The sequence below is a fragment of the Rhizobium sp. CG4 genome, from assembly GCF_023701965.1.
In the GTDB taxonomy this organism is placed as follows: domain Bacteria; phylum Pseudomonadota; class Alphaproteobacteria; order Rhizobiales; family Rhizobiaceae; genus Agrobacterium.
In genome coordinates, this window is record NZ_JABAEG010000008.1 from 129,820 (window position 1) to 149,874 (window position 20,055).

The window sequence follows — 20,055 nt, forward strand, 5'->3', positions numbered from 1 at the left end:
ATTACTTCAACAGATGTTCGACATTGGGTGCTGCAACGAACCGCCATTTGCGCAGTGGGCCAGCCATCACATTGAGATAATACATCTCGAAGCCATAAGGCGCGCCGCAGGGATGGTGGCCGCGTGGCACGCAGACGACGTCGCCGTCGTGAACTGCCATGGTCTCATTCAATTGCAGGTCATCGGTATAGACCCGGTGCACGCCAAAACCGTCCGCAGGGTTCAGCCGGTGATAATAGGTCTCTTCGAGATAGGTGATGCGGGGAAAATCATCTTCGTCGTGGCGATGGCTTGGATAGCTTGACCAGTTGCCAGCGGGTGTGAAGACCTCGGTGACCAGCAGCGAGTCACAATAATCCTCGTTTTCCATGGCGATATTGTTGATGTAGCGGGTGTTGCTACCTTCGCCGCGCTGTGTAAGCGTAATGCTGTTTGGGTCAATCAGGCGGGCTTCGTGACCACTCTTGCCAGGAGCGGAACACACGGCAATCACGCAATCTGTTTCGGCCGTCGCCTGCCAGTTCGAGCCATTTGGCAGATAGAGCGAATGGGGAGCTGTCTTTTCAAATACATTCATGCGGTTGCCCAAGATACCCCAATCCCGGCCGTTCGAATTTATCGCGGCTTTACCCTCGATCAGGACAAGGATCACTTCACGATCACCCGTTGCCTCCGCTGCTTTTTCACCTGCTCGCAAACGATGGAGCGAAAAACCGACATAACGCCAGCCAGCCGAAGTGGGAGTGATTTCGTGCACCTTTCCGTGGGTGCCAAAAGGCCGATGGAGAAGATTGGGCATCGTGTTTCCTCCTGGGAATATCACCCGCTTGAGCGATCTTGGGTGATGCATGCAATAAATTATTGATAAGAGAACGCTGCATCCGGGTTAGCCGGGGCAGCATTCTTGTGGTCGTTGGATGTCAGACGAGACCTGTCTTTGCGGCTGCCTCTTTTAAGGTTTTCAGGCCGAGTGACTGGTATTGATGCGGATTGCGAACCTTTGGATCCTGTTCGGCTTCGATGACGATCCAGCCCAGATAACCTTCATCCTTGAGTATTTGCAGAAGCGGCAGGAAATCGACGCCACCTTCGCTGTCGCCCGGAACGGTGAATACGCCTGCCCGCACACCATCCATAAATGACAGGCCGTTTTCGCGGACCTGTCGCATAATGGCAGGACGGACATTCTTGGCATGGAAGTGCGCGACGCGCTTTACGTATTTGCGAAGCACGGGTGTCGGATCGGCGCCGTTAGCACCGAAATAGCAATGTCCGGCGTCAAAAAGCAGATGTGTTGCCGGGCCGGTCGCGGCCATAAAGGCATCGATCTCTTCCGGTGTTTCGACAACAGTGCCCATGTGATGATGATAGACCAGCGTAATGCCTTGGGACGCCGTGAATGCGGCCAGTTCTTCCACCTTGGCAGCGAAAGCCTTCATCTCGTCTGCTGAAAGTTGCGGGCTTTCCGAAAGTGCTGTCTGCAGCCCTTGAATGGAATTGGAGGTTTCGCAAACGATGCAGACTTTGCAGCCATTGTGCTTCAGCTTGTCGAGGTGCTTCTGGATCGCCTTCTTTTCGTCTTCGATAGACTGAGTCAGAAGGTTGAGGGAATACCAGCCGGAAACGAAGGAAAGACTGTAAGAACCAAGAAGGCTTTTCAAAGCCTCCGGTTCATCGGGCCAGCGGTGGCCGTTTTCGATACCGTCGAAACCGATCTCGGATGCTTCCCGGAGGATCTGTTCTGTCGGTATATCTGCGCCAAGGGTCTGGTCGTCGTCATTGGCCCAGGCGATTGGATTTGTTCCGAAGCGGATCATGCTCATTCCTCAATTTACCAGTGTTTGCCGTGCCATACCTTCAAGGTAGCGTGCATAGGCTTCTTTCAATTTTTCGGTCGTTCCGACTTGCGGCACGGCAACATCCCACCAGTTTCCTGCGTCGCCAAAACCAGGCCCATTGGTCGGATCGGTATCGATGACGATGACGGTAGGGATATCGCGCTGTCGGGCTTGTGCAATCTGCTGTTCAAGATCGGCAATGTTCTTCGCCTTGATGGCAACGGCACCCATAGACGCCGCGTGGGCGACAAAGTCGATTTGCGGCTGTTGCTCGATGTTGCAATCGGCGTAGAGGTTGTTGAATGCGGCACCGCCGCTGGCCTGTTGCAGACGGTTGATGCAGCCGTAACCTCTGTTGTCGGTTAGAACCACCGTAAACGGTACCTTGCGCATAACCGCAGTCGCCAGTTCAGAATTGGCCATCATGTAAGACCCATCGCCGACAAAGCAGATGATTTCCCGTTCCGGCCGCGCCAGCTTCAAGCCCATAGCACCAGCGATTTCATAACCCATGCAGGAGAAGCCGTATTCCATGTGGTAGCCGCCCTGACTTGGCTGCCAGAGCAATTTCAATGCGCCGGGCATTGTGCCGGCCGCGCACATGGCAATTGCATCATCGCTCGTGGCGCGTTGTACGGCGCCAATGACCTGTGCGTCGGTCGGCAAGCCGTCAATCTTGGGCGCTGCACAGTGGAGATCAACAGCCGCCAGCCACTCCGAGCGCAAGGCGCCGTCTTGCTGTTCCGACTTGTGACCGCCCAAGGCTGCGCTGAGTGCTTCAAGCGCAACTTTCGCATCGGCAACAAGACCAATGGCACCGTGTTTGTCGGCATCATATGCCTGCACGTTGATCGAGATGAGCTTGCGGTCCTTTGCTTCAAACAATGTCCAGGAACCTGTCGTGAAGTCCTGAAAGCGGGTGCCAACGCCGATGACTACATCAGCCTTACGCGCAACAGCATTCGCTGCCGCTGATCCGTCGACGCCAGCGGCACCGAAGTTCATCGGGTGTGCTTGCGGCAAAGAGGATTTGCCTGCCTGCGTTTCGATGACCGGAATGTTATGGCGCGTTGCGAAATCGGCCAGTTCTTGCTCTGCCCCGCTGTAGATCACACCACCACCTGCGACGATGACCGGGTTGCGTGCTGCGCGGATGGCTTTTTCAACCTCTGCAAGGTCGCGTGTGTCCGGCGCTGGACGGCGTATGCGCCAAACGCGGCTTTCAAAGAATGCTTGCGGCCAATCAAAAGCTTCGGCCTGAACATCCTGGCAGAATGACAATGTCACCGGGCCGCAATTGGCCGGGTCTGTCAGTACGCGCATGGCGCGTGGCAAAGCAGTTAGCAACTGTTCCGGCCGGGTAATGCGGTCGAAATAACGGCTGACAGGACGCAGGCAATCATTGGCCGATACCGTGCCGTCATCGAAGTCTTCGATTTGCTGCAACACCGGGTCAGGACGACGATTGGCAAAAACATCGCCGGGAATAAGCAACAATGGCAGACGGTTTACGTGTGCCAGAGCAGCAGCCGTGACCATGTTCGTCGCACCGGGGCCGATGGATGATGTCACCGCCTGGGCACGCGTGCGTTTTTTTGCCTTGGCATACGCGATGGCCGCATGTGCCATGGTCTGCTCGTTCTGCCCGCGCCAAGTTGGCAGGCTGTTGCCTGCCTTCTGCAAAGCTTCGCCAAGTCCCGCAACGTTCCCGTGGCCGAATATCGCCCAGATACCGTCGATGAAACGTTCGTTTTCTTCCGTCAACTGTGCAGAGAGCCACTTCACCATGGCTTGTGCCGCTGTCAATCTTATGGTCGTCATGCGGCATACTCCTTGGCCTTGGCGCGTGCATTGTCCCAAACCCGGCACAAGCGGGCGTAACGCGACACCATTTCATCTGTGGCGGCAGCGTCTGTGATCTCGCCTGCCAGCCAGCGTGTTGCGACATCTGCAAAGATCGTGCGACCGACTGCAAAGCCCTTGACCAGATCGAAGCTCGCGGCGACCTCGAAGCTTTGTGAAAGTTCTGCTTCGGGCGCTTCAAGTCCCAGAACAACGATGCCTCTGGTGTGACGATCGTGTGCCTCAATGGCGTCGATCGCGTTAGCCCAAGCCGCATGCGTCTTCAGCGGTTCCAGTTTCCACCAGTCAGGGAAAATACCAGCTTCATAGAAACGGTGCACGAGGGTCGCGACCGTGTCGTCATCGGTTGTTGCCACCTTGGATGGAATGATTTCCAGAAGGAATTCCAGCCGGTTACGGCGTGCAGATTCAAACAGACGTTTTACGGTTGCTATCTGTTCCGACCATACCTCTGCACTATCTTGCGGATGGCAGAAGCACAGAACCTTCACGACGTTTTCGCGTGCCCATTCGATCAGTGTCCCGCAATCCGTTCCAAGCTCTGGTTCAAGCTTCAGTGGTCTTGATCCCGGCAGTTCTGCCGGACGGCCAATCCAGAGACCTGTTCCAGAGGCGCGTTGCAAGGCGGAGCGGCCAATGCGGTTGTCGCAAAGAATGCCGTAGCCAGCCTGGCCATTTTGCACTTTGAGGGCCGCATCAAGGCACAGTTCCTTGAAAGCACCGCCCTTTTCCAAGGTGTAGCTCGGCATATTCTCAAGCTGCATGCGGTGGTCAAAGGCAAAAACCCGCATAGTTGACCAATCGCCATTAACGCGCGTGTGTCTTGTGGTTGACCAGTGCAATTGTTCCAGAACCGGATCATTGCGCAAGTCAGGTCGTACGACGCCACGCTCAAGGAAAAATTGCAGCTCTTCCCAGCTTGGATAGGCTGGCGTGCAGCCATGTCGGCTGACCGCAAATGCGCCGCAAGCGTTGGCGTATTTGAGAGATGTTGGCCAGTCCTGGTCGGTCATCCAGCCGCGCAGCAGGCCGGAGAAAAAGCCGTCGCCTGCACCCAGGACGTTAAAGACTTCAATCGGGAAACCTTGGCCGGATTGTCCCTTGTCGAGACTGTCAGGAATATCCTTTTCAAATGCGACGGCACCGAGTGCACCGCGTTTGCAGACAAGGGTGGCTGGCGTCAGCGCCCGCACAGCCCTCAGGCATGCCAGTGTGTCGGTGCTGCCACCGGCGATATGAAATTCTTCTTCGGTCCCGACGATCAGGTCGAAGTAATGCAGGGATGCTTGCAGTTTTGCGGTGACCTTCTGGCTTTCGACGAAACGGCTTTCACCATCGCCATGACCGGCGACGCCCCACAGGTTTGGACGATAATCAATATCAAGCGCTGTCCGCAGACCATGTTTACGCGCGAGTTTCAGCGCCTTGATAACGGCGGCTTCAGTGCGTGTGTTGCTGAGATGCGTGCCGGTCACGACGACGGCGCGTGCAGAGGCGATAAAGGCCTCGTCAACATCATCTTCGCACAATGCCATGTCTGCGCAGTTTTCACGGTAGAAGATCAGCGGGAATTGTTCGTCGTCGCGGATACCGAGAATAACGAGAGCAGTCAGTCTCTCAGGATCGATTTTGACGCCCTTGGTGGAGACACCTTCCCGCGCCAACTGTTCAAGAATGAAGCGGCCCATATGTTCGTTGCCAACACGGCTGAGAAGCGCTGTTTTCAGACCAAGACGTGCGCTTCCGCAGGCAATATTGGTGGGAGAGCCTCCGATGTATTTTTCGAAAGACCCCATATCTTCCAGACGGCCACCGACCTGTGCACCGTAGAGGTCCACACCTGCGCGACCGATTGTAATGACATCGAGTGTTTTGGTCACAGCCTTACCTTTCAATATGCACGACACTTCCATGGGACGTTGCCATGGCGTGAATTATCTTTTCGATTTCCAATCCCTGAATGAAATCAGGGCCACAGGCAGCGCCACCTGCGATCGCGCGCAACAGATCGCGTGCCTCAACGACCTTCTGTTCGTTGAAGCCGAAATTGTGGCCCGGTGCCGGGCAAAATGCTGCGAAATCAGGCTGGTCCGGTCCGGTGAGATGACGGGTAAAACCGGCTTCGCCATGGCGATGCAGCCAAAGTTCGTTCATGTTTTCCTGATCGAAGACGAGCGTTCCATCCGTGCCATGCACTTCCCACTGCAAACGGCATTTGCGGCCACGAGCGACACGTGACGTGGCGAACGAACCTTGTGCACCAGAGGCGAAACGCAACAATGCGAGCGCGCTGTCTTCGTTCTCGACCGGCTTTGGACCTTCGGGAGAGTTGCGGGTTGAAACAACGATCTGTGTCTGTGCCACAACTTCTGTGACAGGACCCATCAATGCGATCATTTGGCTCACGAGGTGGCAGCCCAGATCCCCAAGAGCACCCAGACCACCACCTTCGTGAGTCATCCGCCATGACCAAGGGAGGAGCGGGTCAGCGGAATAGTCTTCGTCATAAACGCCGCGAAATGCCACGGGCTTGCCAATGACGCCATTGGTAATCATCTTTCTGGCGGACTGGAATGCCGGGCTGCGCAGGTAGTTGTAACCAAGAATGGTTTTCTGATCGGGATGTTGTGCGGCAAGAGCCGCCATGGCGCGGGCGTCGTCAAGTGTCAGCGCCATCGGCTTTTCAAGCCAGACATGTTTGCCTGCACTTAGAGCCGCCTCCGCCATTGGGCGGTGCATGCCGTTTGGCGCAGTGATTGAGACGACATCGACTTTGGGGTCATTGATTGCATCTTCCCAACGGGAGGTCGCGCGTGCAAATCCGAACTGACGAGCGTAATTCTGCGCTGCCTCTTCCGTAACATCATTCAGGATTTCCAAGCGGGGATGCACTCCGCCAAACACTGCTGCCACATTGCGCCAGGCCATGGCGTGACACTTGCCCATAAAGCCGGTGCCGATCAGGGCGATGCCGAGTTCTTTTGCAGGCATTGGATAAGACATCTCTGTCACCAGTTCACTTTCTATGGATAGATACGGGCACGTCTGTTGACGGATCAGATCGTGCCGCCAAGAGACCCTTCAAGCTCGGCGAGCTGCTGGCCACCGGCCATCAGATCCTGCAATTCCGGTGCTGTAATTTCGCCCTTTTTCGCCGTACCCAGCGTCTGGCCGCGGTTCAGGACGGTAAAGCGATCACCGACGGCCATGGCATGGCGGACGTTATGAGAGATGAAGACGACGCCAACACCCTGTGCGCGTACCTTCATGATGGTTGCCAGGACATTGGAGGTTTGCCGCACACCAAGCGCCGAAGTCGGTTCGTCAAGGATCAAGACCTTGGCACCAAAATAGACCGCTCTTGCAATGGCAACTGTCTGGCGTTCACCGCCAGACAATGTGCCCACAGCCTGGTCAGGTCCGCGCAGATTGATGCCCATCTTGCGCATTTCCTGGACAGTGATCTCGTTGGCACGGTCGATGTCGAAGCGCTTGAAGATACCCTTACCCGTTGTCGGCTCGCGGCCCATGAAAAAGTTGCGGGTAACTGACATCAGCGGGATCATAGCGAGATCCTGGAATACGGTGGCAATTCCGGCTTCCATCGCGTCACGCGGCGTTTCGAAAGACATGGGGCGTCCTTCGAAGGTAATGCTGCCCTCATTGGGTTTGTGTACGCCCGACATAGTCTTGATGAAGGTAGATTTACCGGCACCGTTGTCGCCCAGCAGGCAGTGGCATTCTCCGGGCATGACATCAAAGGTCACACCGTTCAGGGCAATGACATTGCCATAGTGCTTTTTGATGTTTTCCATGTGGATGATAGGTGCAGTCATCTCAACGCTCCCCGGTTACGCGTTTGCGGATTGCATTGTTGAAGATCACAGCCAGCAACAGCATCGCGCCAAGGAAGATCTGGAACCAGTCTTGGTCGAATTTGGTGTAGGTGAGGCCAATGGTGACCATGCCGAAGATGATGGCGCCGAAGAATGCACCGACCGCCGAACCATATCCGCCTGTCAACAAGCACCCGCCGATAACCGCTGTGATGATGGCTTCGAATTCCTTCATGAAGCCGCGCCGTGCATCGGTGGAACCAGCATCGATAACAGTGATGATAGCGACCAGAGCTGCAGCCATTGCTGTCAACATGAACAGAGAAAGTTTGACGCGACGAACTGGGACGCCCGAGTTCTGTGCGGCCACGGAGTCACCGCCTGTCGCGAAAATCCAGTTGCCGAAAGGCGTGCGCAGAAGGACGTAGGTAGCGATAATGGCAAAACCAATGAACCACAGGATTTCAACGGGCACACCCGGTACTTTGGGCGCGCCGGTCCGCAATGTGTCGATCAGCCCCTTGTCTGCCATCCACTGGAAGAACCAGCCGAATGCATCTCCGGAGAAGATTGGTGCAATGAAGTCGCCGCCGACTGCTTCACGGACACCACGCAGCTGTGTCGAACCCCCTGTGACGATTTTTAGTCCAACAAGTGATGCGCCGCGCAGGATGAAAAGACCAGCAAGCGTGACGATGAAAGAGGGTAGCTTGGTGCGAAGGACGATGAGTCCGTTTGCAATGCCAAGAGCACCGGCAAGGCCCATGGTCAGGGGAATGGCAACGATCAGCGGCAGGCCGATATTAACGGTAAAAGCACCGAACAACATCCCGGCAAAAGCGACCATCGAGCCGATGGAGAGGTCGAACTCACCGCCAATCATCAACATGGCAGCGGCGATGCCGAGAATACCCAATTGAGCTGCAGGGGTCATGAAATTCATGATGCCTGACAGCGTGAACATGGTGCTGTCGGCGGTAATCAGGAAAAAGATCGTGACGAGGACGACGCCTCCGATTGCTCCCAGTTCTGGTCTTTTCATGAGCCTGGTCACAAAGGACTCAGCTTTAATGCGTTCATCCACCATAGCAAGCGTCTCCGTCGACATGCTGTTCCTCCCGATAGAAAGCCGGGCCACACCAGTGCATGGCCCGGCTGTTGCTTAGCGGATGCCCTTTGCGGAAAGCTCGATGACCTTTGCGGCCGAATCTTTCATCACAAGGTTCGGGCCGGATGGTACGTCACCGCCCGGGATCAGGCCGTATTCGGCATTAAGCGCCAAGAAGGAAACAGGTAGATAACCCTGCAGGAACTGCTGCTGATCGATGGCGAAGGTTGCCTTGCCGTCGACAATGTCCTGTAGGAAGCCAGACGACAGGTCGAAGGTAGCGATCATGACTTTGTCGCGGCCGATTGCCTGCGCTGCCTGCACTGTGGGCTCACCGACCAGCGAGGCGTTCAATGACAGAACCGTGTCAACGTCGGCGTCGGATTCGAGAGCAGCGCGAACCTTGGCCTGCACTTCTGCTGGGTCGTTACCGGTTGGGATAACGGTGACTTGCCCGAAGCCTTCAGCAAAGCCTTTGCAACGCAGGTCGAGGGACACGTTGCCGACTTCCTGGTTAATGCAGATGCCTTTCTTGCCGCCCAGTTCAGCGAGCTTGGCACCAGCTGCCTTGCCAGCGTCGAATTCAGACTGGCCAACGTGAAGGAGGGCGCCGAGCTCGTGAGCGACATCGGAACCAGAGTTCATGGAAATGACCGGAATACCGGCTTCCACAGCGCGCTTGATGGATGGGCCAAGTGCATCGGCGTCAGGGATGGAAACGACAAGGCCATCTGGCTTCTGGTTAACGGCCGCATCAATCATCTGGCTCATCTGAACCATGTCGAAGGTTTCAGGCGAACGGAATTCTACGGTCGCGCCTGTGTCCTTGCCGGCTTTTTCCACGCCGTTTTTGACGACCGACCAGAACGGGTCGTTCGCCTGTCCATGTGCAACAACAATAATGCTGGCGGACAAGGCCGGACCAGCCATAGCAATGATTGCGGCTGTTGATACCGCGGCAAATAACTTCTTCATGATATCCTCCCGTTAAGTTTCGCAAGGCGCCCCGTCTGAACGCCCTTGCCTCCCGGCCCTCCAAGCCGGATTTCGAGACCGGGTGCGCGTTCTCCCTACGCACTCCGGTCAAAAACTCATGCATCATGACGAGTGGTCAGATGCCTACAGCGTCAGTTCAACTGAGCGACCTGTTTGCGCCGATTGCGTTGCCGCTTCAGCAAGTGCCAGCGCCTGAACGCCATCTTTCAGTGTGACTGGGATCGCCGCACCATCAAGGACTGCAGCGACAAATGAATTCCATTCCGCAACATAGGCACGCATGTATCTTTCAAGGAAGAAGTGCTCTGGCTTCGCGCTCGTCACGCCGGCCTTGGTGGCCTTGGAAACTGTGTTTTCCAGAATGTTGGCGGCCGAAAGCAGGCCTTCTGAACCGAGCAGTTCCAATCGCTGGTCATAACCATAAATGGCACGGCGGCTGTTCTTGATCACTGCGATGCGGCCGTTTGCGTAGGTCAAAGTCACCACCGCAGTGTCGACGTCACCAGCCTTGCCGATCTCAGGATCGACAATCGATGTGCCAACAGCATGCACGGTCTTGGGTGCGTCGCCCATAATGAAGTTAGCCATGTCGAAGTCATGGATCATCATGTCGCGGAACAGGCCGCCGGAAACCTTCACATAGCTGACAGGTGGCGGCGCCGGGTCAAATGATGTGATCGACAGCAGTTCCGGTTTTCCGATTTCACCGGCGTTGACCGCAGCTTTTACAGCCGCAAAATTTGGATCGAAACGGCGATTGAAACCGATCATCACCGGCAGGCCCGAGGATTCGGTTTTCGCCAAGCAGGCTTTCGCACGCTCGAGCGACAGATCCACCGGCTTTTCGCACAGCACAGCCTTTCCGGCTGCTGTCGCTTTCTCGATAAGATCAGAGTGGGTATCGGTCGAAGTTGCGATAAGGACTGCATTAATGGCTCTGTCGGCCAGGATATCCTCAATCGAACGTGCCTGCGCACCATAATGTCCGGCTAACTCATCTGCGGCCGCTGTATTAACGTCCGCAACAGCGACCAGCTCGCTTCTGGTGTTTGCGGCAATATTGACCGCGTGAACCCGACCGATGCGGCCAGCGCCGAGCAATGCAACTTTAAGCACTCTATTCCTCCCGAATTGGAAGCCCTCCTGCTCCCGTGAGCAAGACCTAGCACTCATTTGCTCCCGTGAGCAACAGCAATTTGCTCCCGTGAGCAAAATAAATGGAAGCGTGTGCAAAAAGGAGCTATCAATGAAGCGCGATACACGACATAAGGTTAGGAGGAGACGATTATGCCGCAAGAGAAGAAACCTCTATTCGCCGCGAACGTTACCGCGGATGACGTAGCGGTTGAGGCTGGCGTATCGCGGTGGACGGTCAACCGTGCGTTTCGCAAAGACGCCTCTATTTCCCCGAAAAGCCTGGCAAAAGTCATGTCTGCGGCGGAACGACTTGGTTATGTTCCCGATCTCCGGGCAGCGAGTCTCTCCTCTGATCGGACCAATCTTGTTGCTTTGCTCATTGACGATTTCGCTAATCCTCATAAGCTGGTGATGATGGAGCGATTGACGCGGATCCTGCGTCGTGAGGGATGGGACATTCTCCTCGTCAACACCCTCAACAAAGACGATGCTGGACATGCTTTGCTCAATGCCAGCCAGCGGCGGGTTGATGCGGTTATCCTGATTGGTATTCAGTTTGATGACGAGGTTCTGGAAACCGCCCTGCACGCCCGGCGGTTTCGTAAGCTGATCATTTTTGCCAGAACATCTCGTAACCCGAATACAATTTCTATTGCCGTCGATGACGTGCATGCAACGACTGAAATTGCCAATTACGTCCGTGATCGCGGTTATAAACGTCCGATGTTTCTGGCCGGACCACGCACCTATTCCGCACATTTGTTGCGCAAGGAAACCTTCGTTGACCGCTGGCGGGATTATTTTGGCGTTGAACCGGAAACAGCAAGCGTGCCCGCCTATGATCCTGAACTGGCAGCTGACGTCATCATGAAGGCGTTCACTGGACGTGATTTGGCCAATCTGCCTGATATCATCGTTTGCGAAAACGACGCTCTGGCGCTCGGTGCTGTTGATGTCATCCGCCATAAACTTGGTCTGCGGGTGCCGGAGGACATCGCTGTGGCCGGTTTTGATGATGTGCCACAGGCAGATAGCCCGAATTATCGTTTGACGACCTATCGCCAACCACTGACCGATATGGTCGAATATCTCGTTGAGGTGCTTGGCAGTTCCGAAGACAAGGATTTTGACAGGCTGTTTTTGGGCAAGCTGATTCCCAGAGAGAGCGCCTGAACGTAAGATGCGCGGTGCCTGACATGTAACTGCCATTAGAAATCGGCAGATTGCATACATGATTTGCTACGCTAGCTGCAAAGCTTAGACATCTTTTTCATTCAACACAGTGTTCAGCGTATCGATCATCTAAATATCGATTTTTAAATCAACACGCCTTGCATTTCGCCAGCCTATGCACTTATCTTCAGCCTGTTCTCAGGGCGGGGTGCAATTCCCCACCGGCGGTATCGGGAGTAATCCCGGAGCCCGCGAGCGCTTCCGGTTCCGCCGGAAGGTCAGCAGATCCGGTGAGATGCCGGAGCCGACGGTATAGTCCGGATAGAAGAGAGCAGGTCACGACAGCCATCCTTCGGGGTGGTTGGGCAGTGTTTGTTCGCCCAAGGGAAGTTTTGCCGAAGTGCCCCCAAGCACGGTTGGCGCAACATAAGCCGGACTTCTGGCTCAACCCTTGAAAGACTATGAAATGACTATCTCTAAAATTGAAGATGCTATCTCGGCCATTGCTCGCGGTGAAATGGTGATCGTTGTTGACGATCAGGACCGCGAAAATGAAGGTGATATCGTTTTTGCATCGCAGGATGCGACTGCTGAAAAGATCGCCTTCATGATGAACAAGGCCCGTGGCTTGATTTGCGTGTCTATGGAAGGTTCACGGCTTGATGAACTCGACATTCCATTGATGGTGCCAAACAATACAGAGTCTCTGAAAACAGCATTCACAGTGTCTGTCGACTATTTGCCCGGCACGACCACCGGAATTTCTGCAGCGGACCGCGCAGCGACCGTAAAGGCTTTGCTTGATCCTTCGGCAAAGCCGGATGAGTTTGCGCGTCCGGGCCATATTTTCCCACTGCGTGCCAATCCGAATGGTGTTTTGGGTCGTCCTGGGCACACCGAGGCTGCCGTTGATCTTTGCAGACTTGCCGGCAAGTCGCCTTCGGGCGTCATCTGCGAGATTGCCAATGATGACGGTACCATGGCGCGTCTGCCGCAGCTCGAGATCTTTGCGGAGCAGCACAATATCCTGCTCGTTACGATCGAAGATCTGATTGCCTACATGCAGAACACCGTGACGGAAGTCGCAGCCTGATGAGGCGATAAAATTAAACCGCTCCGTTTTCGCGGAGCGGTTTAGATGACATCAGATGGTATGGAGCGGAGCGTTACGCCGCATAGCGACGATACGAGCCGTTTTGCTGGGGGTTACCCTCCTGCATTCTGAACTGCGCAAGAAGGTCGGAAAGACGACCACTTTCTTCGGCGAGATTTGCGCCAGCGGCATTCATCTCCTCAACCATTGCGGCGTTCTGCTGTGTGACTTGATCCATGTGATTGACGGAAGTGTTGATCTCCGCCAAGCCTGAAGCCTGCTCGCGGGCCGCTGTCGCAATGGCGTCCATGTGTTCATTGATAGCGGTCACAAGCTGGGCAATTTCGGTCAACCCGCTCCCGGTATCATTCACCAATGTAACGCCCTGATTGACGGCAGCTTCGGAGTTACCGATCAGCGCTTTGATTTCTTTGGCCGCATTGGCAGAGCGCTGTGCCAGTTCGCGAACTTCCTGTGCAACCACCGCAAAGCCCTTGCCTGCTTCGCCGGCACGCGCAGCTTCAACACCGGCATTCAACGCCAGAAGGTTGGTTTGGAAAGCGATCTCATCAATGACACCGATGATATTGCTGATCTGCCCGGAGGCCATCTCTATCTTCTGCATGGCTTCGACTGCGCTAGATACAACAGTGCTTGAAGCAACTGCTCGCTGGCTTGCGTGACGTACCATCTCACGGGCTTCACCCGCACGCTCGGAGGTCTGCTTAACGTTGGTTGTGACCTCTTCAAGCGCGGCTGCGGTTTCTTCAAGCGATGCCGCCTGTTGTTCTGTCCGCTTGGAAAGCTGGTCCGACGCAGTCGAGATTTCGCCACTGCCATTGCTGACGCTCTGCGCGGTCTGGTTGACCTGCTCCAGCGTAATGCGAAGCTGATGGACGGATCTGTTGAAATCTTCACGCAGAGCTTCGAATTGCTCGCTGAATTTCTCATTGATCTCACAAAGCATGTCGCCGGAGGCAAGGCGCTTCAGACCATTTGCAAGGCCGGATGTTGCCTTTGTGAGACGCTCTTCTGCTTCCTGTTCAGCACGCTCCTGAATTGAGATGCGTTCGGCCTCAGACGCACGACGGTTTTCGTCTGCCTGTCTCTCGAGTGCCTTGTTGTGCAGGGCCGCCTCTTTGAAGACTTCGACTGCGCGTGCCATTTCGCCGATTTCATCGCTGCGTTTGGAACCCGAAACCGTGACAGACAGATCGCCACCGGCCAGCTTGCGCATGATGGCCGTCAGCTCAGCGATCGGATTGGTGATACGGAAGATGATTGTTAGAATGCCGACCAGTGACAGGGCCGTTATCAAGAGCGTGGCGATGGAGTACGCGATGATTGATCTTGTGGCCGATGTTGCATTGGCAGCGGTGAAGGCGGTCATCTCGACCAGCGCTGCGGATGCGATATCGGCAAGCGATGCCTGTGCCGGTGCTGCATCTTTGCGCCAATCATCGACATTGATGTCGACGGCTACACCATCCTTGGAGGCTGCGAGGGCTTTGGCTTTTTGCGCCGCGTAAGGGCCGCCGAAGTATGAATTTTGCGCAACGTCGAACAGCTTTTTGAGCTGTTCAGGTGCGGTTGGGCTGGCGACGATCTGGGCAATGACGTCGCGTGCAAAGTCAACCTTGGCATCCTGTACGGAGATTTCCGCGAGCTTTGCAGCGCTCAGAGGTTCTTTGGCAATCAATCCACCGACCAGCGTCGAATTCGCCGCGCCACCGTTTGTGCGAGCCTGCCATCCAAGCGAGCGCAACTGCGTGAACATGATCATGCCGGGCTCCCGACCGTTGATTGTCGCTTCTACCCGGTTGGCGGCCTTTTCCAGGTCCGACAACATGCCGTCAGCAAAAGTCAGCACTTGTTTGCCCAATGCTGGATCACGGCTTGCGACAGCCTGCTTCAGCGCATTGTCGATGTCCGCGCGCTGGGACGTCCATTTGGCATAAGCATCCAGCACCGGCGTGGTGGCGCTTTGAATTTCGCCGGAGCCGATATTGTCGACCAATGTGCGAATTGTGCTGAAGGCACCATCGACCTGCTTGCGGCCTGTCTCGAGATTGACGAGGCTTGACTGCATGGCAGAAGTTTCGAGTTTGATTGCCGAGGATATGGCGCCACGTTCGCCTCGAAGGCCAAGCAGGCCATCAAACAAGCTGGCGTCCAATTGTGCCAGTTCTGAAAGTCGGGAGGAATTATCGTATGTTTTAATTTCCTGGACAAGCATTTTGCTCATCAAACCAATAACAGCGAGGCTTAAGCCGACAAAGGCAAGCACAAGAGTGTGTTTTATTGAAATTTTCATGCGATTCCCCCGAGATATGAGGTCGTATTCGGGTTTTCACGTTCCACACGACAGCAATACGGGCTGTGACAGGAGGTGACAATGTCGCCGAATACTCCCTGAATATCAGGCTTTTCGCATGACAACGCTAAAAATTGAATTAATTACAATCTACAACTTATTATCGGTGTGCATGTATAAATTTCATCTTGCTTGAATTCATTGCACGTCCGGGGGAATTATTGATACCTGCTTGGAAGAGATTGTTATAGGATTTAAATCTCTGCCTTCAGGTTGTTTTTTAGATGACGTTGTCATCTGCAGCACTTCCACCCTCACCTTCCCAACCAACGATTTCTTGTCTTTCCTCGCGGTCAAACTTTAGGCGAACGCCAGCGCCATTACCTTCCTCAGGCAGAAAGACAGCGCCGAGTTCCTCAAGCGCGGATTTCAAGGCGCTCAGAACGCTCTGGGGAGGTGTTTCGATGCCGCTTTCAAACCGTCTCAACAGGTTCAGTGGAACGCCAGATGTCTCGCTGAGCAAGGCTTGATCGGCCTTAACTAGGGCACGTGCTGCGTGACAGAGTTCAGGGGTCAGAATGGGCATTTTGCTTTCCCTTTCAGTCTCAAAAGGTCAATGCAAAGCAGTATAATCTCGTTTAGCCTGAAAAGGAAAGAATGAGCATCACCGCACCACGATGTAACGATCGGCGCGGTGATTGATGGCAAGGAAGATGTTCAGCACGACCGCACCAAGGATGGAATAGGTAACGGTGATTGGATCGATCACAGTGAAGGCGCACAGCATGACAACCGCATCGAATGCCAATTGTATCAGGCCCGCGCGAATGCCGAAGCGGTCCTGGATATATATTGCCAGAATGCCGATGCCCCCGAGACTTGCCCTGTGTCGGTAAAGTGCCAACAGGCCGTAACCCAAAAGCAGGCCGCCAAGCAGCGCCGCCCATATGGGGTTGATGCTTTCAATCACCAGCATCCGGGATTCCAGTTCGGTAATCACCGATACCAGCGCAATGGCAATGAATGTTTTCAGAGAAAAAGCCGCACCCAGACGTTTGAACGACAGGTAGTAGAATGGCAGGTTGACGACAAAAAATAGCAGGCCGAAGCTTATGCCCCATGCATAGTGCATGAGGAAGGCGACGCCTGCGGTGCCGCCGGTCAATAGGCCGACTTTATTCATGAAATAAAAGCCCAAAGCGGAGATCATGCTGCCGGTAAATATGCCCTGTATGTCTTCGGCCGCAGAGTGATGCGACGGATCTGATTTCCACATACCATAGACGCTTTTGGACTTTACCATTCCCCATCCTTTCGGGCTAATGCATGCTATTTTGCATTGCGCCCTAGGGTTCATCAAGCAGGGTAAGTAAGCAAAGCTGACCTATCATGAAAAATGCAAGAAAACATTATGTCACAGGGCTTTGCGCGAAATAAACAGAATGTTGCAGACGGCTTTTTTAATATCCGTGAGAACGGCAAAAATGAAAAACGGCGACGCGTTGTGTTGCTTGCAGGAGCAAGCAGCAAATCGGCGCGTTTTTGAACACGTTATTGGCTTGCCCAAATGATACGGGCGATCCACTCAACTTCGCTGATGTCAAATGTTCGGTTGGGGTGTGCCGGGTTCAAGGACAGCAATTCAATAGAGCGCGGGCTTTGACGGGCGAGAAGTTTTGCCATGACTTCGCCGTCACGGCTTTTAACCACCACACGGTCACCACGTCTGACTTGGGCGCCGGGTTCGACAATTAGAATATCGCCATCTCTGTAGAGCGGCATCATGCTTTCGCCCTGTACTTCCAGAGCGTACACACCTGCCTTGTCGGCCGGAGAGGTTGGAAACTCAACAACGTCCCAGCCCTGACCAGCAGGAAAGCCACCATCGTCAAAAAAGCCGCCGGATCCAGCCTGCGCAAAGCCTAGCAAGGGTATTGCCCTAAGTTCAGCTTGTGAAAATGCGGTGTTTTGAAATGCAGCGTTTGTATCACTGTTGGTTATGACAATGCCAAAAAAGTCGTCGACACTTGCGCCGGTCGCTTCCAGCACCTTGGATACTGACTCTGTCGATGGCCAGCGCTGACGACCATCAGGGCCCAGCCGTTTGGATTTGTTAAATGACGTAGGATCAAGCCCTGCCCGCCGCGCAAGTCCGGAAGGGGTCAACTGATTGCGTTCAGCAAGGTTGTCGATAGCGCTCCAGATCGCATCGTGTGAAAGCATTGGCATATGGACCCATGAGTGGGGTTGTTACGTGAGTCACCCCTATTGTCATCTGCCCCATGTTAGACATTGGTACGATAAAGTAAAGTGAAGAAGGAATAAAATCCTTTCCTCCCTATGCCACCATGGCTGAGCTGTTTATTTTCGACAGCTGTATGACCGCCTGAGTGCGGCTATCCACCTTGAGTTTGAGCAGGATTGCCGAGACATGCGCCTTTATGGTCGCTTCAGACACCCCCAGAGCATAAGCGATCTGTTTGTTAAGCAGTCCTTCGCCAAGCATGCCGAGAACGCGGCTCTGTTGTGGCGTCAATGTGCGTAGTCTGTTGATGAGGTCTGCAATGTCAGGATCGTGTTCGCGTCCGTCTTGATAGCCGTTCGGTGTTGAAATTCCCCCGTTCAAAACCGTCTGAATGCTTTTGCGCAACTCATCAATGCCGGCAGATTTCGAAATGAAACCAGATGCGCCCAGTTCAATGGCGCGGCGGACTGTTGTCGCGTCGTCGGTGGCAGACACGATGACAATCGGCAGGCTTGAGAACTCGGCGCGCAATGCCATCAGACCTGAAAAGCCGCTGACCCCCGGCATGGCGAGATCGAGCAGCAGAAGGTCCGCATCTTTCTGCTCCTGCGCTGCGGCATGTGCCGTTTCGAAATCCCCGGCCTCCACAATGGTCTGGTCTGCATCAATGCCGTTGACGGCTTGTTTCAACGCACCTCGAAATAACGGGTGGTCGTCCGCGATGATGATCGTGAGTTGTGTCATGGGAAGCCCCCTCCCAAGGGCACGGGCACGCTTTCGCTTGCCCTATAACGGGAAAGTTTAATCTTGCCCGCCAGTAGATACAACTGATTGCTGACTCTATGGCGCATGATGTTGCTGTATGACGCGTTTGAAAAGCGGGTCTTTGGCTATTTCCAACGGAAATCGGTAAAACTTGCCGATGAAAGATGGACAAGGGCAGCCCTTTGGGGCAAATCGGCTGGCATCATTGACCCCACACAGAGATTTACTGGCATGGTGGCTTCCGTCATTTACAAGATTGTGCCGCAAGCACTCTGGCAGCTTGCCCGCCAGAAAGGTGTTTTTGACGGAGCGTCGATCGACCTTCAGGATGGCTTCATTCATTTCTCGACGGCTGCCCAGGCTTTGGAAACAGCGGCACGGCACTTTTCCGGTCAAAACGATCTTCTGCTTATTGCAGTAGAGGCGGCGAAACTGGGTGAGGCTCTCGTCTTTGAACCGTCAAGGGGCGGCGATCTGTTTCCGCATCTCTATGCTGCTTTACCGCTTGATGCTGTCTTGTGGGAAAAACCTCTGCCACTTGGTGCAGATGGTCTTCATGTTTTTCCGGAGCTATCAGAATGAACGATTTTCTGTCGTCGATTGGCCGTCGCGGTCTGTTTATGCTTGATCCTGAAACAGCGCATGGTTTGTCGATCAAGGCGCTGAAAAGCGGTCTCGTGCCAAGCTGCGCGCCTGCGGCAGATCCCCGTCTGGTTCAGACAGTTGCCGGAATTCGATTTTCCAATCCGCTGGGCATGGCTGCCGGTTACGACAAGAATGCTGAAGTGCCAAATGCGCTGTTGAAGCTGGGTTTTGGTTTCACTGAAGTTGGAACTCTGACGCCGAAACCACAGGACGGTAACCCGAAACCACGCATTTTCAGATTGACGCAGGATAATGCCGTCATCAATCGCTTGGGTTTCAACAATGAGGGCCATGAGGTGGCATTTGAACGCCTGTCAGCGGGGCGGTTGAATGGCCTCGTCGGCGTTAACATTGGCGCCAACAAGGACAGTGCAGACCGGGTTGCCGATTATGTTGCCGGTATCGACAAATTCTATTCGGTTGCCTCTTATTTCACAGCCAATATCTCTTCTCCGAACACACCTGGGTTGCGTGACTTGCAGGCACGGGAAAGCCTTGCTGTTCTTCTGTCGGCCGTGCTGAGCAAGCGAGATGCACTGGCGGCAGCTAGTGGTAAACGTATTCCGGTTTTTCTGAAGATCGCGCCCGATTTGACGGAGGAAGGGTTGGATGACATTGCGGCCGAAGCGCTGGAACATGACCTCGACGGTTTGATCGTGTCCAACACCACGCTATCTCGGGCGGGTTTGAAGGCTGGCCCCCATAATGGCGAAGCTGGCGGCCTGTCTGGTACACCATTGTTCGAGCGTTCGACCGCCGTGCTGGCCAAGGTTAGACAGCGCGTTGGCAAGTCCCTGCCGATTATTGGTGCAGGCGGTATTTCCTCTGCTGAGACAGCCATTGAGAAAGTCCGCGCTGGCGCTGACCTGCTGCAGCTTTATTCGTGCATGGTCTATGAAGGTCCAACGCTGCCGTCACGGATTATCCGTGGTCTCTCGAACCTGATGGATCGAGAAAAGGTCTCGTCGATAACGGAGTTGCGCGACAGCGCAGTGGATAAATGGGCCAGCAAACAGCTCGATTGAGCCATTTGCTGATTTTG

19 protein-coding genes and 1 riboswitch are annotated in these 20,055 nt (G+C 54.6%); of the genes, 5 read left to right on the forward strand and 14 right to left on the reverse strand.

Going from position 1 to position 20,055, the window contains the following annotated elements:
- Window position 1 precedes the first annotated feature (1 nt).
- The 9 genes from iolB to iolG form a co-directional block, all read right to left on the reverse strand.
- A complete protein-coding gene (gene iolB, locus HGO37_RS20620; RefSeq protein ID WP_250984982.1) occupies window positions 2-799 on the reverse strand; it encodes a 5-deoxy-glucuronate isomerase in 798 nt (265 codons plus the stop codon).
- Window positions 800-920: 121 nt separating this feature from the next.
- Window positions 921-1,817, reverse strand: a complete 897-nt coding sequence (iolE, locus tag HGO37_RS20625) for a myo-inosose-2 dehydratase (protein WP_250984983.1) — start codon at window positions 1,815-1,817, stop codon at window positions 921-923.
- Between the two features lie 9 nt (window positions 1,818-1,826).
- A complete protein-coding gene (gene iolD / locus HGO37_RS20630) occupies window positions 1,827-3,659 on the reverse strand; it encodes a 3D-(3,5/4)-trihydroxycyclohexane-1,2-dione acylhydrolase (decyclizing) (RefSeq protein ID WP_250984984.1) in 1,833 nt (610 codons plus the stop codon).
- On the reverse strand, window positions 3,656-5,581 hold the full coding sequence (locus tag HGO37_RS20635; RefSeq protein ID WP_250984985.1) for a bifunctional 5-dehydro-2-deoxygluconokinase/5-dehydro-2-deoxyphosphogluconate aldolase: 1,926 nt from the start codon (window positions 5,579-5,581) through the stop codon (window positions 3,656-3,658). Before HGO37_RS20635 ends, iolD begins: the two co-directional genes overlap by 4 nt.
- Window positions 5,582-5,585: 4 nt before the next feature.
- A complete protein-coding gene (locus tag HGO37_RS20640) occupies window positions 5,586-6,704 on the reverse strand; it encodes a Gfo/Idh/MocA family protein (RefSeq protein WP_192489046.1) in 1,119 nt (372 codons plus the stop codon).
- A gap of 53 nt (window positions 6,705-6,757) precedes the next feature.
- On the reverse strand, window positions 6,758-7,537 hold the full coding sequence (locus tag HGO37_RS20645) for an ATP-binding cassette domain-containing protein (RefSeq protein WP_192489045.1): 780 nt from the start codon (window positions 7,535-7,537) through the stop codon (window positions 6,758-6,760).
- 1 nt (window position 7,538) lies between these two features.
- Window positions 7,539-8,645: an ABC transporter permease gene (locus HGO37_RS20650; RefSeq protein ID WP_192489044.1), complete on the reverse strand. Its 1,107-nt coding sequence runs from the start codon at window positions 8,643-8,645 to the stop codon at window positions 7,539-7,541.
- A gap of 54 nt (window positions 8,646-8,699) precedes the next feature.
- Window positions 8,700-9,620: a sugar ABC transporter substrate-binding protein gene (locus HGO37_RS20655; RefSeq protein WP_250984986.1), complete on the reverse strand. Its 921-nt coding sequence runs from the start codon at window positions 9,618-9,620 to the stop codon at window positions 8,700-8,702.
- Between the two features lie 144 nt (window positions 9,621-9,764).
- Window positions 9,765-10,757: an inositol 2-dehydrogenase gene (gene iolG, locus HGO37_RS20660; protein ID WP_250984987.1), complete on the reverse strand. Its 993-nt coding sequence runs from the start codon at window positions 10,755-10,757 to the stop codon at window positions 9,765-9,767.
- Between the two features lie 171 nt (window positions 10,758-10,928).
- Between iolG and HGO37_RS20665 the strand changes: the two genes are divergently transcribed.
- Entirely contained in the window at window positions 10,929-11,951 is a 1,023-nt protein-coding gene (locus tag HGO37_RS20665; RefSeq protein ID WP_250984988.1) for a LacI family DNA-binding transcriptional regulator, read from the forward strand.
- A 190-nt stretch (window positions 11,952-12,141) separates the two neighbouring features.
- A riboswitch (FMN riboswitch) is annotated at window positions 12,142-12,288 on the forward strand.
- A 129-nt stretch (window positions 12,289-12,417) separates the two neighbouring features.
- Window positions 12,418-13,044 (forward strand): 3,4-dihydroxy-2-butanone-4-phosphate synthase, encoded by a 627-nt coding sequence (ribB, locus tag HGO37_RS20670; RefSeq protein WP_250984989.1) that lies wholly within the window; start codon window positions 12,418-12,420, stop codon window positions 13,042-13,044.
- Between the two features lie 73 nt (window positions 13,045-13,117).
- Here ribB and HGO37_RS20675 read toward each other — a convergent pair whose 3' ends face one another.
- The 3 genes from HGO37_RS20675 to HGO37_RS20685 form a co-directional block, all read right to left on the reverse strand.
- Window positions 13,118-15,358 (reverse strand): methyl-accepting chemotaxis protein, encoded by a 2,241-nt coding sequence (locus HGO37_RS20675; RefSeq protein WP_250984990.1) that lies wholly within the window; start codon window positions 15,356-15,358, stop codon window positions 13,118-13,120.
- 280 nt (window positions 15,359-15,638) lie between these two features.
- On the reverse strand, window positions 15,639-15,944 hold the full coding sequence (locus HGO37_RS20680; RefSeq protein ID WP_250984991.1) for an XRE family transcriptional regulator: 306 nt from the start codon (window positions 15,942-15,944) through the stop codon (window positions 15,639-15,641).
- A gap of 78 nt (window positions 15,945-16,022) precedes the next feature.
- Entirely contained in the window at window positions 16,023-16,661 is a 639-nt protein-coding gene (locus tag HGO37_RS20685; protein WP_250984992.1) for a YitT family protein, read from the reverse strand.
- Window positions 16,662-16,769: 108 nt separating this feature from the next.
- Here HGO37_RS20685 and HGO37_RS26400 point away from each other — a divergent pair, with 108 nt between their 5' ends.
- Window positions 16,770-16,904 carry a hypothetical protein gene (locus HGO37_RS26400; protein WP_259147181.1) on the forward strand — a complete coding sequence of 45 codons (135 nt, stop codon included), beginning with the start codon at window positions 16,770-16,772 and terminating at the stop codon, window positions 16,902-16,904.
- Between the two features lie 5 nt (window positions 16,905-16,909).
- Here the strand turns inward: HGO37_RS26400 and HGO37_RS20690 are convergent, their stop codons facing one another.
- Window positions 16,910-17,581, reverse strand: a complete 672-nt coding sequence (locus HGO37_RS20690) for a S24 family peptidase (protein ID WP_250985122.1) — start codon at window positions 17,579-17,581, stop codon at window positions 16,910-16,912.
- A gap of 115 nt (window positions 17,582-17,696) precedes the next feature.
- On the reverse strand, window positions 17,697-18,347 hold the full coding sequence (locus HGO37_RS20695) for a response regulator transcription factor (RefSeq protein ID WP_250984993.1): 651 nt from the start codon (window positions 18,345-18,347) through the stop codon (window positions 17,697-17,699).
- A gap of 252 nt (window positions 18,348-18,599) precedes the next feature.
- Here HGO37_RS20695 and HGO37_RS20700 point away from each other — a divergent pair, with 252 nt between their 5' ends.
- The gene (locus HGO37_RS20700; protein WP_250985123.1) at window positions 18,600-18,950 is read left to right on the forward strand and encodes a DUF952 domain-containing protein; all 351 of its coding nucleotides are present in this window, start codon (window positions 18,600-18,602) and stop codon (window positions 18,948-18,950) included.
- The gene (locus HGO37_RS20705; protein ID WP_250984994.1) at window positions 18,947-20,038 is read left to right on the forward strand and encodes a quinone-dependent dihydroorotate dehydrogenase; all 1,092 of its coding nucleotides are present in this window, start codon (window positions 18,947-18,949) and stop codon (window positions 20,036-20,038) included. Before HGO37_RS20700 ends, HGO37_RS20705 begins: the two co-directional genes overlap by 4 nt.
- The last annotated feature ends 17 nt before the right edge of the window (window positions 20,039-20,055 follow it).